This is a genomic window from Acinetobacter sp. CAU_H_78 (genome assembly GCF_058599365.1).
Genome location: NZ_CM178652.1, coordinates 1226303 through 1242287, shown reverse-complemented (window position 1 = coordinate 1242287; position 15985 = coordinate 1226303). Strand labels below are relative to the sequence as shown.

The window sequence follows — 15985 nt, the reverse complement described above, 5'->3', positions numbered from 1 at the left end:
TCGATTTTTTTATCATAATTTACACTCCTGCTATTGGGATAAAAATTACTATAAAGCGCTTAAGCCTGTTTTTGAAATAAAAAGAATGCATGCCTTTTGCACAATTTTTCCATAGAAGATTATTTGGAAAATTTATTATCTATCTTGAAGTCAGGTATAACCACTATCATTCCATTTTCAGCAAGCTTATAAAATTAAAAAACAATTCTATGCTTGTATAAGCCAGGCAGCTCTGCACATTATTAAACGCTATCGTAGTGGAAATAGGGATTTAATTTCATAATGGCTAACCCTGCGCAATTAGTACGACACAAATTACTTAATACTTTCTTTTCACGGCATTCGGTCTGGTTTGCCTGCATCACCATCGCCGTTATTTTTACGATTTTTCATATCGGTTATGAACCGCGCTATATCTATTATTTTATGCCGGCAACTTTGGTGAATACCTTATGGATCGTCAGTATTCTGCTGAGCCTGCTAGGCTTATATGACGTCTTGCAGAACAGACATTCAATCTTAAAAAATTACCCGATTATGGGTCATTTCCGCTTTATCTTTGAAGAATTCCGTCCTGAAATTCGTCAGTATTTTATTGAAGCGGATCGGGATGCCCTGCCATTTTCACGTATGCAGCGCAGTCTGGTGTATCAACGGGCCAAAAATGAAAATTCAGATAAGCCCTTCGGCTCAATCATGAATGTCTATGAAGAAAACTATAAGTTTATTAGCCATTCCCTCACCCCTTGCAGACCTGCCGATCCAGAAACCTTCCGCATTCTGATTGGCAATGAGCAGTGTACGCAGCCCTATTCTGCTTCAATTTTGAATATCTCGGCTATGAGTTTTGGCAGTTTAAGTGCTAATGCGGTTCGGGCTTTAAATCTTGGTGCACAAAAAGGCAAATTCTTTCACGATACCGGTGAAGGTAGTATCAGCCCTTATCATCTGGAACATGGCGGTGACATTGTCTGGGAAATTGGTAGCGGCTATTTTGGTTGCCGGACCTTAGAGGGTCAGTTTGATCCGGTGAAATTTGCAGAAAAAGCCAAACTTCCTCAAGTGAAGATGATTGAAATCAAACTCTCACAAGGTGCAAAGCCTGGACATGGCGGGATTTTACCTAAAGCCAAGATTTCAGAAGAAATTGCTCAGATTCGCGGGATTAGCCGTGAACATGACTGTGTCTCACCTTCTGGACATCCGGCGTTTAAAACCCCGATTGAAATGATGAATTTCATTCAACAACTACGTGAGCTTTCTGAAGGTAAGCCAGTCGGATTCAAGCTTTGTCTGGGTCAACCTTGGCAATTTATGAGTATGGTGAAAGCCATGCTACATACCAAAATTTATCCTGATTTTATTGTGGTAGATGGATCTGAGGGCGGTACCGGTGCTGCACCAATTGAATTGATTGACTATATGGGTACTCCTTTAAGAGAAGGTCTTTTGTTTGTGCACAATACCTTGGTCGGTGCAGGATTGAGAGACAAGATTAAAATTGGTGCAAGCGGGAAAATTATCAGTGCCTTTGATATTGCTAGTACCATGGCACTTGGAGCTGACTGGGTCAATTCAGCGCGCGGATTCATGTTTGCAGTCGGATGTATTCAGGCTCAAAGTTGTCATACCAATCAATGCCCTGTGGGAGTCACTACTCAGGATAAAGAGCGTCAAAAAGCCCTGCATGTCCCGACTAAGGCCGAGCGAGTATTTTATTTCCATAAAAATACAATGCATGCCCTGTCTGAGCTAATCGCTTCAGCAGGTTTAAAACATCCTTCTGCTATTAAACCGCATCATCTGGCACAGCGAATCAGCAATCATGAAATCAAGAACTTTGCCCAGATTCATTTCTGGCTTAAAGAAGGTGAATTATTACACTGTGAAAATAAAGATGAGGAAAACTTTTATTTCCGTATGTGGAATATGGCCAAACTGGAAAGTTTTTGAGCCTATAAGAATCAAAACTTAGTCAAATTAGACAAGAAAAGGGCGTTTACTAAAACGCCTTTTTTAATTGAGAGCGAGATAATTTAATAATAGGTCTTACTGCCATGCGCATGTAAAAAGGCTGGAATTAAACCCGTTAATGCTGCACGAATATCCGCGCGTTCATTAATCAATTGATGTGAACCTTCTTCCAGCATTAGCAAAGTTTGCAGGCGGAACTTGCGCCGGATAAATTCAATATTGTAACGCCAGTCCACTGTCTGATCCTGAGCACCTTGAGCTAACCAGACAGGGATTCGACAGGCTGGACGTGCTTCCATTTCCAGCATCCAGCGTGACATCGCCAGAATCCAGTCCATACCCATCATGCGGGGTTGTAAAGGATCTTTGAGTCGGATAAAACGTAGAAATTCAGGATTATGGTTATTACGGCGGAAATGACGTGGTACTTCACGCTTGATCCGGCTGATAATGCCGAGTCCGAGCGGATTATGCCACCAGGCAGTTTTAGCCGGACGAATCAACGGTGACAATAACAGCACGCGATCTACAAACGGATTTTCGCGTCGTTCTGCAAATTCGAGCAAATGGTGCATCCAGATCGCACCACCGGTACTTTGTCCAATACCGACCCATGGTTTAGGTAATTGCTCGGCATGCTTCACATAACGATATACCGCATGCAAAACCTGCTGGTAATGATCAAAATTCTGGATACTGGCAGATGAACCATCGCTGAGACCATGCCCCGGCAGGTCATAGGTCAGGACGCTAAAGCCCTGTTCCAGCAACTCACGTACGATCGGCTGATAAATTCCGCTATGTTCCAGATATCCATGTAATAGAAACGCCGTTCCCTGAATCTTGTCAAAACGGGTATTTTCCAGATTAGGTGTAAATACTTGCACATGCAGTTTAAACAGCGGCATCTGTACATAGCCCTGCCAATGCTTGCAATCCAGCAAATCAAAGCCATACAGTCTGCGATAAGACAGCAGATCAATAGTCGGCTGGTCATCCCTATTCAGGTTTAAGGGCTGCAAAAGCTGTGGCGTTGTTTCCCTGCTTGGCACAGGTAAATCCAGCTGTTTCAGGATGGTCGGATTTAAAAACGGAATATCAGACATTAAGGCACCTCCCGACAGTCACTGGAGCCAAACCACATATCGCGGATAGTGGCCAGCATTTCATAATTGGCACGGCGACTATGATCATAATTTTGTCGGCTTGGACGCCAACGGGTCAAGGACTTCGGCATCGGTGCTTCCACTGGAATGGTTTGAATACCATTCAGTGCAAACAGACGACGGGTACGCGGCATATGATAACGGTCGGTAATCAGAATCACAGTCGGTGCCCCACCTTTTTTTTGCAATAATAACGAGCTGAAACGGGTATTTTCACAGGTATTCATGCTGCGGTCTTCAAGCAATTTGGCATCGACATTGTAATTTTGTAACCAGCGCTGCATATACGGCGCTTCCACACCACTCAATACGATCGGTAACTGATACTGTTTTTCAACTGCGAGTGTGGTTTCCAGACGCAAACGGGTATAGTCATTGACCACAATATCCTTACCATTTTCATGCAAGGTTAGACCCCCACCCAAGACCACAATGGCATAAGGTTTAGACTGATTGACCGGTTTCTGTTGCTGCTGTTCTTGCAGTAAAGCCAGATCTTCCTTGATTTCTTCTTTCGCTGTGACCTGAACGGCACTCGCTTCTTCATCTTCCAGAGGATGAGTCGTCAAGAATTCAATATATTGCTCAATGCGTTCTTTGTTTTCATTACTATCCCATTCCAGCAGTTCGCGGACCTTCTGAGTCGGGTCAACGGCTTCCACAGGTTCTTGCTGGGATAATAAAGGCACTTGTGCGGGTTGGTTCTGTTCTGCTTTTTCTTCCTGCTGTTCACGCTGATGTTCTTCAATCATCTGTTGCAGTATCTTGTAGCGTGCCTGAATCAGCATCAGATTGGACGAATGATTTTTCTGGATATCCTGCTCCATCACACGCAAATAAGCCTGACGGGCAATCCACTGATCAGAACCTGGTTCAAGCGTATCATCTTCACTCAGGGAAGCCATTTTCTGGCTTTGTGCTGCAACTTCGTTAATTTCAAAGGACACAAATCGATTGAGTCCCTTAACCACGAGCTGAGAATAAAATGGCGAATAGATCAACATCACCAAACAGCCGAAAAATACAAACAGTCCTGCGACGATTTGTACTAAACGGACCATCCAATGGGTGTTTTTCATATACGTTATTTATCCTGATGAGATCGAATTAAGCCTTTACAATCAAATAATACCGGTTCAGGTTCGAGCATAATCTTGAATTTGTCCCAGACAGCCTGCTGTACTGCGCCATAGGTTTGACGGACATCCGTCAGAGAAGCATGACCATAGTTCACCAGAACCAGTGCCTGTTTATGGAACATGCCTACTGGCCCAAGCTGTTTCCCCTTCCAGCCTGCCTGATCAATCAGCCAGCCTGCCGCCATTTTAACCTGATCATTGGCCTGCGGATAATGGGGCAAATTAGGAAAATGCACAGCAATTTGGTCAAAAACCTGTTGATTTACGATAGGATTTTTAAAGAAACTTCCCACGTTTGGAAATTCTTTAGGGTCAGGCAGTTTGCTCTGACGAATCCGGATCACCTGCTGCTGCAAGTTTTCTGCTGTGAGATTATCACCCACCGCTGCTTTAAGATCACCATAATTCAGTTTCAGATTTGCCTGTTTTAATAATTTAAAAGTAACATATGTAATCACATAACGTGTTGGATCATCTTTAAAAATACTATGACGATAGGAAAAATGACAGTCTGAGGCAGGAATGGAATCAAATTTTTTCAGCTTACGGTCATAGACCTCTACCGCATGAATAAATTCGCCGACTTCGACACCATATGCCCCAATATTCTGCACGGGAGATGCACCGACTAGTCCGGGAATCAGGGCCAGATTCTGCAGACCATAGAATTTCTGTTCTGTCGTCCAGAGTACGAAGTCATGCCAAACTTGACCCCCACCTACTCGCAGAAATTGATGCTGCTCATTTCCTTCCAGCATTTCAATGCCCTGGATATTCATATGCAGGACGAGTGCGTCAATCTGTTCTGGCAATAACATATTGCTACCGCCAGAAAGAATCAGCACATTCAGTTGTTGCTGCTCAGCAAACTCCAGTGCAGTAATCAGGTCTTCAGTTGATTGGATCCGGCTGTAGTAAGCGGCAATCGCTTCAAGATTTAGCGTGTTAAAAGGTTTAAGTTGAACCTGAGTCTGAATCTGCATGACTTAAACCTTTTCTGTTTGATGTTGTTTAAAAATTTCTACCCAGGCCTGACTGCTTGACTCACATTGGTTCAGGACACGTTCAAAACCATCTGCCCCACCATAATATGGGTCTGGTAAAGCCTGTTTTGGATAGTGCTGATCATGTTCACTCATTAAAGCAACCTGGGCACGCAGGCGTCCGAATTCTGCCTCTGCCTGATGCTGAAGCGCCTGAATATCTGCCAGATTTTCCAGATCCATCGCTAGAATCAGATCATAATCAATAAAATCATGGGTTTTGAGTTGACGCGCACGCAGGCCAGAAAGATCATAACCCCGTTTTAAGGCATGTTGCTGGCTACGCAAATCAGGTGCTTTCCCCGGATGGTAATTACTGGTTCCTGCTGAGTCGACCACAATATCGAGTTTCTGTTCATCACAATAATGTCTGAGTACCACTTCTGCCGTGGGAGAACGACAAATATTTCCCAAACAAACACATAACACCTTATATGGCGTTCTGGATGACATAAACAACCTCAGAGTTAATCATTTTCAAGATACTTATGTTAAGTTATTTACCTGATGAATCCTATATCACCGCCCCATAATAATTTTGTATTTGCGATAAAAATTAAAGGATAAAGACATGAATCGATTTCAGTTTCAAACCGTTCCCAACATCATCGCCGGCCTCGGCACGATTCAGGAATTATCCTCTATTCTCAAACAGGGCTGTTATCTGCGTGTTTTACTGGTCACTGATCCAGGCATGCTACAGCATCAATTACACCTGCCTATTCTGGAAATTATTGAAGATGCGGGACTGGATTATGCAATTTATTCCGATGTACAGGCCGATCCACCTGAGCATGTAGTGCTTGAAGCAGCAGATTTTGCCAAACAGGAAAATGTCGATATCGTAATTGGCTTTGGTGGTGGCAGCTCTATGGATGTCGCCAAGCTGATTGCAATCTTGAGTCATCCGGCACAGCACCAATCTTTGTCTGATCTGTATGGCGTAAATCAGGCTACTGGCCCCCGTTTGCCCTTGATTTTGGTTCCTACCACTGCAGGTACGGGATCTGAAGTTACTCCGATTTCAATTGTCACTACAGGTGAAACTACAAAAACCGGAATTGTGGCACCGATCCTGTTTGCAGATACTGCCATTCTGGATGCAACCTTTACCCAAAATCTGCCGCCCTTAATTACTGCTGCGACCGGCATTGATGCCATGGTCCATGCCATTGAAGCTTATACTTCTAAAATCAAAAAAAATCCCTATTCCGATATGCTGGCCAAGCATGCTTTGAAACTGTTAAATGCCAATCTACAACGTGTGCTGGACGATGGTCAGGATCTGGACGCACGTCAAAACATGCTGGTCGGCTCGATGCTGGCAGGTCAGGCCTTTGCCAATGCACCAGTGGGTGCGGTACATGCACTGGCTTATCCGCTAGGTGGACACTTCCATATTTCGCATGGACATAGTAATGCGCTGGTATTAACTGAGGTGATGAAATTTAATACACCGGATGCCAAAGCCCTCTATGCCGAACTGATGTGCTGGTTAGATCCACAAAGCAAAGGCTGTCATGATGGCCTGACTGACCTGTTTATCGATCATTTTAATAACCATCTGGTGAAAAGTGGCTTAACTCTGAAACTTAAACAGTTAGGAATTCCTGAACATATGCTGATGATCATGGCGGAAGATGCCATGAAACAAAGCCGCCTGTTACAGAACAATCCACGTGAACTTACTTTGGAAGATGCTTACAACATTTATCAGGCGATTTATTAAGTTTAGGATATTTTTAAACTCGGCAGACCTAGCCACTACAAGTTATTTTAAAATATGAAAGCAGCTCTTAAACAACGCGAACATTATTCATTTTTTCTGCCGATACAAACTCGTTGGGCAGACAATGATCTGTATGGCCATGTCAATAATGTCACTTATTACAGCTATTTTGATACGGCCGCGAATGCCCTCTTGATTCAGGAAGCCGCATTCGATCCCAAATATTCTCCAATGATTGGACTGGTGGTCAGCTCGCAATGCCAGTTCAATCAGGAGCTGTCTTATCCGGAAATTATAGAGGTAGGTGTCGCCATAGAAAAAATGGGGAATAGTTCTCTCAGCTATGATCTGGCAATCTTCAAAATGAACTCTGATACGGCAGCAGCTCAAGGCAGTTTTGTGCATGTGTTTGTCGATCGCTACACACGAAAAAGCACCCCGATTCCAGCTGAAATGCGGGATGCTTTAGCGCGTTTTGTCTCAGCCTAAAATATTTTATTTCAGCTGAATATTGTGCAACTCACCATCAAACTGTTCCAGCAAGTCACGTACAGCCGGTTCAGCATGCAGTAGCTCTTCTGCGCGTTTAAAAGCGCGTACTTTACGTTCTTGCTGCATGGTATATGGCGTTAACTGCTCTACATCTTCAAACTTCACCTGGAAAATGGTCTGCGGCCATTGTTCCCGCAAAGCTGCTTCCAGATGATGTTGTAACTGCGACAAAAGCGGTTGATAACGCTCTGGAATATGAAAGACCGATGCTGCATTAATCTGGCCGGTCATGATGCCATACTGAGCCAATTCCTGAACTGCCGGAGATAACTGGCTGTTACGGAACCAGAATTCCCATTTTTCTACCGTCCATTCACCCTGCATATCCTGTACCGGAATTTGCAGAATATCCTGCGGCATCAGATTACGGTCTGTAGAAATATTTGTATTTGCGATCTGAGTTGATGCAGCCTCTGTCTGAGTAGAAATTTCTGGCTGGCTTTCATCTGCTTTATGAATCACTTGTTCTGATTCAGGAATCGAAGTATCCAGACTAAACTCGGATTTTTGTTCTACTGTTGCAGCAGTATCATTGTCAGGAATGAATTCTTCTAAGAGAAAATCATCACTGCTGGCTTCAGGACTGGATGGAACAGGTTCTGCAGGAACATCGTCAAAACCAAACAGACCATCTTCCAGGTTTGGATCAAATAAAATTTGATCAGACTCAGATTGTTCTACCTTAGTGGATTCAGCCTGTATGACTTGAGACTCAGAATTGGTTTCTGGCTCGTCTTCATCCAGAAAGTCATCCGAAGATGGTTCAGACTGTGCAGTGACTGGATGATTATCTTGCTCGTCTTCATAGCCCTCATCTAAGGAAAAATCTTCTACAGCTTGAATAACCGGAACACGCTCCTGCTGCGTTATCTGGTTTTGCTGTGGAACTGATGCAGCAGGTACAGCTTGTGGTATCTGAGCTGTATTGGCTGGAATTTCATTGGGCTGTAACGGACGGAAGGCTAGCAAACGCAACACTGTCATCTCAAAGCCTTGCTCTTGCGTAACCGCGAGCTGTAGGTCAGCACGTCCTTTACAGGCAATCTGATAATACAGTTGCAAATCTTGTGCTGAAATCAAAGCTGATAACTGCATGATCTTTTGATTGATCTCGGCACTGTATTTCAGGCTTAAATCCGGCAGATATTGTAATAAAGCCAGTTCATGCAAGGTAGAAATCAGCTGATCTAAAACCAATGATACATCCAGCGCCTGTTGACGGAATTGCAATAATAATTCGCTAACACGTGCTTTCTGGTTCTGATGAATTGCCAGAATCAGATCGTAAATGATGGTTCGGTCGATCAAGCCCAGCATGTCTTTGACATCCTGATGCTGAATGGCACCCTGACCATAGGCAATTGCCTGATCGGTTAAGGACAAGGCATCACGAAGCGAACCCTGTGCTGATTCGGCAATCTGCCAGATCGCATCCTGATCAGCCTGAATGCTCTCTTTCGTCAGAATATTGCCCAAATGTTCGGTAATTTCATCAACGGCCAATGGACGCAAAGTAAATTGCAGACAGCGTGAAATGACGGTAATCGGCAGCTTTTGCGGATCTGTGGTGGCGAACAGGAATTTGACATGCTCCGGTGGTTCTTCCAGTGTCTTTAATAGAGCATTGAAAGAATGCGTGGACAGCATATGTACTTCATCGATCAGATAGACCTTAAATCGGCCTTGTGTAGGCGCATAAGGGACATTATCCAACAGCTCACGGGTATCTTCGACTTTGGTACGTGATGCCGCATCGATCTCAATCAGGTCAATAAAACGGCCTTCATTGACGGCGGTACAGGTCGGACACACCTCACAAGGAGTCGAAGTAATACCAGTTTCACAGTTCAAGCACTTCGCCAAAATACGTGCAATCGTGGTTTTACCAACACCACGCGTTCCCGTAAACAAATAGGCATGGTGCAAACGGCCACGCTCCAGTGCACTAGTTAAAGCACGTGAAACATGGTTTTGACCGACCAATTCGTTGAAATTGCGGGGACGGTATTTTCGCGCAAGTACTTGATACATGTATGCTCCTTTTTACAGGTCTAAGCATACTGTTTTTTTATAAAATAGTGAATGAATTAATCAGTTACGATCTGGAGAGATAGACCTATCAATCTGATTTAAATCAACTATCTTGAAGCTGTTTGCTCCATTTTTATGCCTGACAAGAATATCAGGATAGTTTTTGTATATTTGGAAAATAAAATATCTATTGATCTTCCATCTATTTGAGTAGATGAATACAATCTTAAAAATAAAAATTTCTGATCGAAGGTAAAGAATTGAGTTGAATCTGCTTAAGCGAATCGCCCTAAAATAAAATCACTCTGCATCTGGTAGCGTTTACCGCTTTTGTCTTCACGGATTTCCAGCACATGCTCTTCCAGATCAACATACAGTAAATTACGAGTCGCTACATTCACCAGTTCAATCTTCTGATGAGAATCATCCTGAAAACGAATCGGGCCGCTAAAGGTTTCCACCTCATTATGTCCACTCAGGCTTTCACGTTCTAAAGTATAAGTCTGATCTTCATGCAGGGTTAGCATGACAGCCATGCCCGGACAATCATCACAACGGGACAAGCAGCCCATACAAGGAGTTGTACCCTGATACTCTCCCGCCCATGCTGGAATCTGTGCCTTGGCTTCAACAATAGTATTTTTAGCTGACTGGGTTTGATCCTGACAACCGAATAAAGCACCGGTTGCCACTAAGGGAATCAGTATTACTTTTTTCATGGTTTCATTTCACAGCGCTGGAATTTGCCACAAAATAGCATATTTTAAATGACTGACTAAACTCCCAAATCAAGGATATTCAGTTATCGCCAGCCTTTTCTTCCTGTCAATACCGCATCAGCACAGCGCAAAGTTTCCTGCGTCAGCCCCCAAAGACGGTAATCTCCAGTCAATGAACCTGTTGGGAAATTATGGGTATAGGCAAAACTTAAACCGCGTTCTGGATCGCACCAGGCACCAGAACCGTTAAAGCCCATATGACCAAAACCTGTAGAGGCTTTACCCAATGTCAAAATACGGTGATAACCCAGCCGCCAGTGCATGGGCACAGGCATCACCCGATCACGACGGATATATTGCACCTGGCTTAGTCGCTGGAATACTGGAGGTGAAATCAACTGCTGGCCTTGCCAAGCACCGTGATTGGCCAACATCGCATAGATTTTTGCCAGACTGTCTGCAGTAAAGACCCCATTGGCTGAAGGAATAATCGCCTGTAATCCCTCATCACTAAAGAAGCTAAAATTCTTCATGCCTTTAGGAATCATGCCATCCTGAAAATCTTGGGGGCTCTGACCACTCCAGACCAGGGCGCGCTCCATTAAACCAGGTTTGCGTGCAGCTACTTTTTTGCTTTTAGAGTGTTGAGATGCAGATTTTGCTTTAAAGATCGGTCGCGCAACCCGAGGTAGTTCATCTATCGGCACACTAAAATAGGCACCATTTAATTGCAGAGGCTGAACTAAATATTCCTGCATTAATTGGCCTAATGATTTACCGGTTGCCTTTTCCAGTACTCCACCCACCTGCCAGCCAAAAGTCAAAGGTTGATAAGCGGCATCTGTCGTGGTCTGAAAACGTGGTTCAGCTGCCGCGATCCGCTCCAGCATGTGTGGCCAGTCAGCCATTTCAGTGGCATCATCAATAATATTACGGATATCAAATAAACCACTTTGATGGCTCAGCATATGTGCCAAAGTAATCGACCGTTTACCTTTCTGGGCAAATTCAGGCCAGTATTCTGCAACTGATCTGTCATAGTCCAGGTAACCCTTACTAACCAGAATATGCGCTAGAGTCGCTAGTACACCTTTGCCAGTGGAATAGCATAGTGACATGGTATCGGGCTGCCAGTTTTCAGTGGCAGACTTCTTTCCGGTATAAATATCGACAACTTTTTGTCCCTGAAAATATACGACAAGTGCTGCACCACCCTGTTCAGTACGTGCATCCTGTAGGCGGCTAAACTGACGAGCAAGGTCGCGAAAACGTGTATCAACATCGCCCTGATAATTATGCTGATCAGCAAACAGATAATCTTTGATTGGCTGCATCATTCTATCCATAGAATTTTGATCCCTTAAAATGAAAAAGCCTAAATCGAGTTTAGGCTTTTGATTTAGATTTAAATCGCTTTTACATGGCCGGTCACATGCGGCTTCTGGTTTTTGCTGTTCCGGATCAGGAAATCTGTATCATTCGCTGCTTGAGCCGTTAGAAACTCAACTTTAGAAGGCAAGTACATCGGTAGCTTGAACCAGACATCGGCTTCATAGGCATCCGGCAATGACAGATTAGCCAGCGCTTTGGCTTTGCTCCACATACCATGTGCAATCGCCTGTTTAAAACCAAAAGCCTTCGCTGTAACAGCATGAATATGAATCAGATTAAAATCACCTGAAGTCATGGCATAACGGCGGCCGGTATTTTCTGAAATTTTCCATTCAGTATTCAGCTTATAGTCTGGTGCTTTACTTTCTGCTGATTTTGCAGCAGCTTTAGCATCAGTCTTTTGACGTGAAAGATAAGTCGTTAATGCCTCAACGACGACTTCATTGCCCACTTTGACTGTGGTAATAAAATCAAACTGAACCCCTTTGTCATGTGGCTGTAATTCACCAAACTTGCATGACAAGGTTAAAGTCTCATTTACACCGACTTTACGGTATTGCTTGACCTGATTACGGATATGTACCAGTCCTAAAATCGGGAACGGAAATGCTTCCGAGGTCATCATGTGCATTTGCAGACTTTGAGATAGCACGGTCAAATAAATAGCTGGAATATAACCATTATTTTTAAAGCCACATACTTGATTATAGGCTTTTAAATGTTTCTGATCGACCTTGAATGAATCCACCACATATTCAACTTGCGGTAGAACTTTTTCAGCTTTCGGCTTTTTAAAAATCAAGCCTTGAATCACTTTTGGATAGGCTAAATAAGGTTTTGGAAGTTGACTAAAATGGCGCGTATTCATACTGAACCTTTGGAAATATTATCTTTATAAAGGTGACCTCTCCTGAGCATACTTCAATCATTGTATGAAAGTGAAGTACTGGAGAGGTTTTGAGAATTCTTGGAATTTTCTCTTTAGAATTTTAATCCCCCTGAATCCCTCTTTATTAAAGGGGGAATTCTCCTCTTTTTTATAAAGAGAGGTCGGGAGAGATTCCATTAAGCCCCTAACAGGCTTTGACCACAGACACGAACCACATTGCCATTTAAACCTGTTGAAGCCGTAGAAGCAAACATGGCAATTGTTTCTGCAACATCTACAGGTAGACCACCTTGGCTCATTGAGTTCATACGGCGGCCAGCTTCACGGATTGCAAATGGAATCGCAGCCGTCATTTGTGTTTCGATAAAGCCCGGTGCAACGGCATTAATCGTTACACCATTTTTTAAGGTTGGTGCTGTGAATTTCACCACACCAATCACACCCGCTTTAGACGCTGCATAGTTGGTTTGACCCAGGTTACCTGCAATGCCTGAAATTGAAGATACACAGATAATACGGCCATTGGCATTTAGACCATCGTTGGAGATTAAATAGTCATTTACACGTTCAATGGCAGACAGGTTGATGTTAATCACCAGATCCCATAGCTCAGGCTTCATATTGGCCAAAGTCTTGTCGCGGGTAATACCGGCATTGTGCACAATAATATCCAGACCGCCCTGTTCAGCTGCTGCCGCTTTGATTTTTTCGCCTGCATCTGCAGCAGTAATATCAATAGCTAAAGTTGAACCACCGATCTCACCAGCTACACGGTCAAGGTCTGCTTGCTGTTGCGGAACATCCAGACAGATGACATGTGCGCCATCACGTGCCAATACATGAGCAATCGCTTCACCAATACCACGGCTCGCACCAGTCACTACAGCGGTTTTTCCTGCTAATGGTTTAGTCCAGTCCACATCCACTTTTTCAGCAGGTGAAACACGGATCACCTGACCAGAAACATAGGCAGAACGTGGAGAAACTACAAAACGTAAAGCAGACTCAAGATTTGCTTCAGCACCAGCATCTACATAGATCAGGTTCGCTGCAATTCCCTTTTTAAACTCTTTACCCACAGATTTTACAAAACCTTCCAGTGCGCGTTGAGCAATTGACTGACTGACTGATTTAGCAGTTTCAGGCGTAGTCCCCACAATCACGACACGGCCAGAACTTTGGATTTGACGCGCAATCGGGTTGAAGAAATCATAAAGTGATTTTAACTGTTCTGAATTTTCGATTCCTGAAGCATCAAAAATGACAACTTTGAATTTTGATTCTTTATCGCCCGGATTAAACGCACCCAGATTCAGTCCAGCTGATGCAGCAGCCTGTTGCAGTTCAGCATTGTTACCTGCATAGCTATTGGCATGAATATTTGCCAGAACCTGAGCAATAGCACCGGTCAATGTACTTGCTGGTGCTGCTCCAAACAATACCGCGCCTTTAACTACAGGTGTAGCAGACTCAAAACGGTCTAAAGAAGTTGGGGATGGCAGACCCAAATTTTTAATGACAAATTTACCAATAGGAGATTTTGCAAAAGTTTGGTACTGATCAGTCATGTTTATTATCTCTCATACAAATTAATTTTTGGTTGATCTAAAGTTATCCTTAAACTTCAGTATGATGCCAGACACTTATATTTCAATAGATCTACCAGATTCCGCCCAATCATACTTGAGATAACAGGCAGATGACTTGACCTAAGCGCAGTCTGTAATGTCATTGTAGTCAATACAGCCTATCTTCTTCTATGCTAATGTAAGCGCCAAGAAGACGATCTATTTGCCTGGTAAAGCCTTATGAGCAAAACAACTCAAGATAATCCAGCAGTCGAGAACTCTGCGACAGAAACTGTGTCAAAACCATCAACGCGTAGCAAGCGTAGCACTAAAAATCCTGATACAGCCAATGCCGCAGAAAGAAGTCCGGCTAAAACCACACGTACACGCAGTACATCTGCACGTACCAAAAAAACGACTTCAAGCCAACAAGATTCAACATCTATAACACAGACTTCTGTTCAACAGGAACCAAACATGAGCCAAAATACAGTTCGCCGCGTTGCTATTATCGGTGGTAACCGCATTCCATTTGCACGTTCTAACGGTGCTTACTTTACGGCATCCAATACTGATATGTTCACAGCAGCCCTGAATGGTCTGGTTGAACGTTTTAATCTTCAAGGTCAACGCTTAGGTGAAGTGGTTGCAGGTGCTGTACTGAAACACAGCCGCGACTTCAACATGACTCGTGAATGTGTATTAAATACTGCTCTTGCACCAGAAACACCTGCTTATGACATTCAGCAAGCATGTGGTACTGGCCTTCAAGCAGCATTCCTGGTCGCAAACAAGATTGCTCTAGGTCAAATCGAAGTGGGAATCGCAGGCGGTGTAGATACGACTTCTGATGCACCAATCGCTTTTGGTGATGGCTTACGTAAAGCATTACTTGAGCTAAACATTGCGAAAACAGCGAAAGATCGTTTAAAAGCACTGACAAAAATCAATGTGAAAGACCTGATGGATGCACCAAAAAATGGTGAGCCACGTACTGGCCTGTCTATGGGTGACCATCAAGCAATTACTACACTGGAATGGGGTATTTCTCGTGAAGCGCAAGATGAGTTAGCTGCTTCTTCACACCAGAAAATGGCAGCAGCCTATGAAGAAGGTTTCTTTGATGACCTGGTGACTCCATTCCTGGGTCTTGAACGTGACAACAACTTGCGTCCTGATTCTTCAGTTGAAAAACTGGCGAAACTAAAACCTGCTTTTGGTAAAGGCGATGCACGTACCATGACTGCGGGTAACTCTACTCCACTGACTGATGGTGCGTCTTGTGTGCTATTGGCTTCTGAAGAATGGGCTAAAGCAAATGGTCATGAAGTATTGGCTTACCTGACTTTCCAGGAAACTGCTGCCGTTGATTTCGTAGACAAGAAAGAAGGCCTGTTGATGGCACCTGCTTATGCAGTTCCTCGTATGCTGGAACGTGCTGGTCTGAAACTTCAAGATTTTGACTACTATGAAATTCACGAAGCATTTGCATCGCAAGTACTTTCAACGCTGAAAGCTTGGGAAGATCCAAAATTCTGTAAAGAGCGTTTAGGTCTGGATGCTCCACTAGGTTCAATTGACCGTGCCAAACTGAACGTAAAAGGTTCTTCTCTTGCTGCAGGTCACCCATTTGCAGCAACTGGCGGTCGTATTATCGCAACTGCGGCAAAACTGATTAACCAGAAAGGTTCAGGTCGTGTGCTTGTTTCGATCTGTGCAGCTGGTGGTCAAGGCGTAACAGCAATTATTGAAAAATAATCCAAGCCTCATATAAAAAAACCGC

General features: G+C 43.7%; 13 protein-coding genes. 4 read left to right on the top strand and 9 right to left on the bottom strand.

All coding sequences use genetic code 11. From position 1 onward, the window contains the following. Window positions 1–282: 282 nt before the first annotated feature. Window positions 283–1953 (top strand): FMN-binding glutamate synthase family protein, encoded by a 1671-nt coding sequence (locus AC4MCD_RS06095; RefSeq protein ID WP_004783900.1) that lies wholly within the window; start codon window positions 283–285, stop codon window positions 1951–1953. An 83-nt stretch (window positions 1954–2036) separates the two neighbouring features. On the opposite strand, the gene AC4MCD_RS06090 is transcribed toward AC4MCD_RS06095, so the two are convergent. Genes AC4MCD_RS06090 through AC4MCD_RS06075 form a run of 4 tightly spaced genes read right to left on the bottom strand, consistent with a single transcriptional unit; the run spans window position 2037 to window position 5775 of the window. Continuing rightward, window positions 2037–3080 carry an alpha/beta hydrolase gene (locus AC4MCD_RS06090; protein ID WP_005236036.1) on the bottom strand — a complete coding sequence of 348 codons (1044 nt, stop codon included), beginning with the start codon at window positions 3078–3080 and terminating at the stop codon, window positions 2037–2039. Continuing rightward, on the bottom strand, window positions 3080–4219 hold the full coding sequence (locus AC4MCD_RS06085) for a YdcF family protein (RefSeq protein ID WP_180002226.1): 1140 nt from the start codon (window positions 4217–4219) through the stop codon (window positions 3080–3082). Before AC4MCD_RS06085 ends, AC4MCD_RS06090 begins: the two co-directional genes overlap by 1 nt. A 5-nt stretch (window positions 4220–4224) precedes the next feature. Next, on the bottom strand, window positions 4225–5262 hold the full coding sequence (gene murB, locus AC4MCD_RS06080; RefSeq protein WP_419374611.1) for a UDP-N-acetylmuramate dehydrogenase: 1038 nt from the start codon (window positions 5260–5262) through the stop codon (window positions 4225–4227). Window positions 5263–5265: 3 nt separating this feature from the next. Next, window positions 5266–5775, bottom strand: a complete 510-nt coding sequence (locus AC4MCD_RS06075; protein ID WP_419374610.1) for a low molecular weight protein-tyrosine-phosphatase — start codon at window positions 5773–5775, stop codon at window positions 5266–5268. Window positions 5776–5893: 118 nt separating this feature from the next. On the opposite strand from AC4MCD_RS06075, the gene AC4MCD_RS06070 reads away from it, so the two are divergent. Both AC4MCD_RS06070 and AC4MCD_RS06065 read left to right on the top strand, forming a co-directional pair. Continuing rightward, window positions 5894–7051, top strand: coding sequence for an iron-containing alcohol dehydrogenase (locus AC4MCD_RS06070; RefSeq protein ID WP_419364870.1), 1158 nt, complete (start codon window positions 5894–5896; stop codon window positions 7049–7051). A 54-nt stretch (window positions 7052–7105) separates the two neighbouring features. Then, on the top strand, window positions 7106–7540 hold the full coding sequence (locus AC4MCD_RS06065; RefSeq protein ID WP_104425981.1) for an acyl-CoA thioesterase: 435 nt from the start codon (window positions 7106–7108) through the stop codon (window positions 7538–7540). 6 nt (window positions 7541–7546) lie between these two features. On the opposite strand, the gene dnaX is transcribed toward AC4MCD_RS06065, so the two are convergent. From dnaX to AC4MCD_RS06040, 5 genes are all read right to left on the bottom strand, one after another. Further along, window positions 7547–9634, bottom strand: coding sequence for a DNA polymerase III subunit gamma/tau (gene dnaX / locus AC4MCD_RS06060; protein ID WP_419364872.1), 2088 nt, complete (start codon window positions 9632–9634; stop codon window positions 7547–7549). Window positions 9635–9909: 275 nt separating this feature from the next. Beyond that, window positions 9910–10353: a copper resistance protein NlpE N-terminal domain-containing protein gene (locus AC4MCD_RS06055; RefSeq protein WP_004783916.1), complete on the bottom strand. Its 444-nt coding sequence runs from the start codon at window positions 10351–10353 to the stop codon at window positions 9910–9912. A gap of 83 nt (window positions 10354–10436) precedes the next feature. Then, window positions 10437–11699 carry a serine hydrolase domain-containing protein gene (locus tag AC4MCD_RS06050; protein WP_441084674.1) on the bottom strand — a complete coding sequence of 421 codons (1263 nt, stop codon included), beginning with the start codon at window positions 11697–11699 and terminating at the stop codon, window positions 10437–10439. Between the two features lie 59 nt (window positions 11700–11758). Further along, complete coding sequence (locus AC4MCD_RS06045; RefSeq protein ID WP_419364876.1) at window positions 11759–12613, bottom strand: MaoC family dehydratase; 855 nt, start codon at window positions 12611–12613, stop codon at window positions 11759–11761. Between the two features lie 197 nt (window positions 12614–12810). Further along, window positions 12811–14202 carry a 3-oxoacyl-ACP reductase gene (locus AC4MCD_RS06040; protein WP_419364878.1) on the bottom strand — a complete coding sequence of 464 codons (1392 nt, stop codon included), beginning with the start codon at window positions 14200–14202 and terminating at the stop codon, window positions 12811–12813. A 240-nt stretch (window positions 14203–14442) separates the two neighbouring features. Between AC4MCD_RS06040 and AC4MCD_RS06035 the strand changes: the two genes are divergently transcribed. Next, window positions 14443–15960, top strand: a complete 1518-nt coding sequence (locus AC4MCD_RS06035) for an acetyl-CoA C-acetyltransferase (RefSeq protein ID WP_419364880.1) — start codon at window positions 14443–14445, stop codon at window positions 15958–15960. The last annotated feature ends 25 nt before the right edge of the window (window positions 15961–15985 follow it).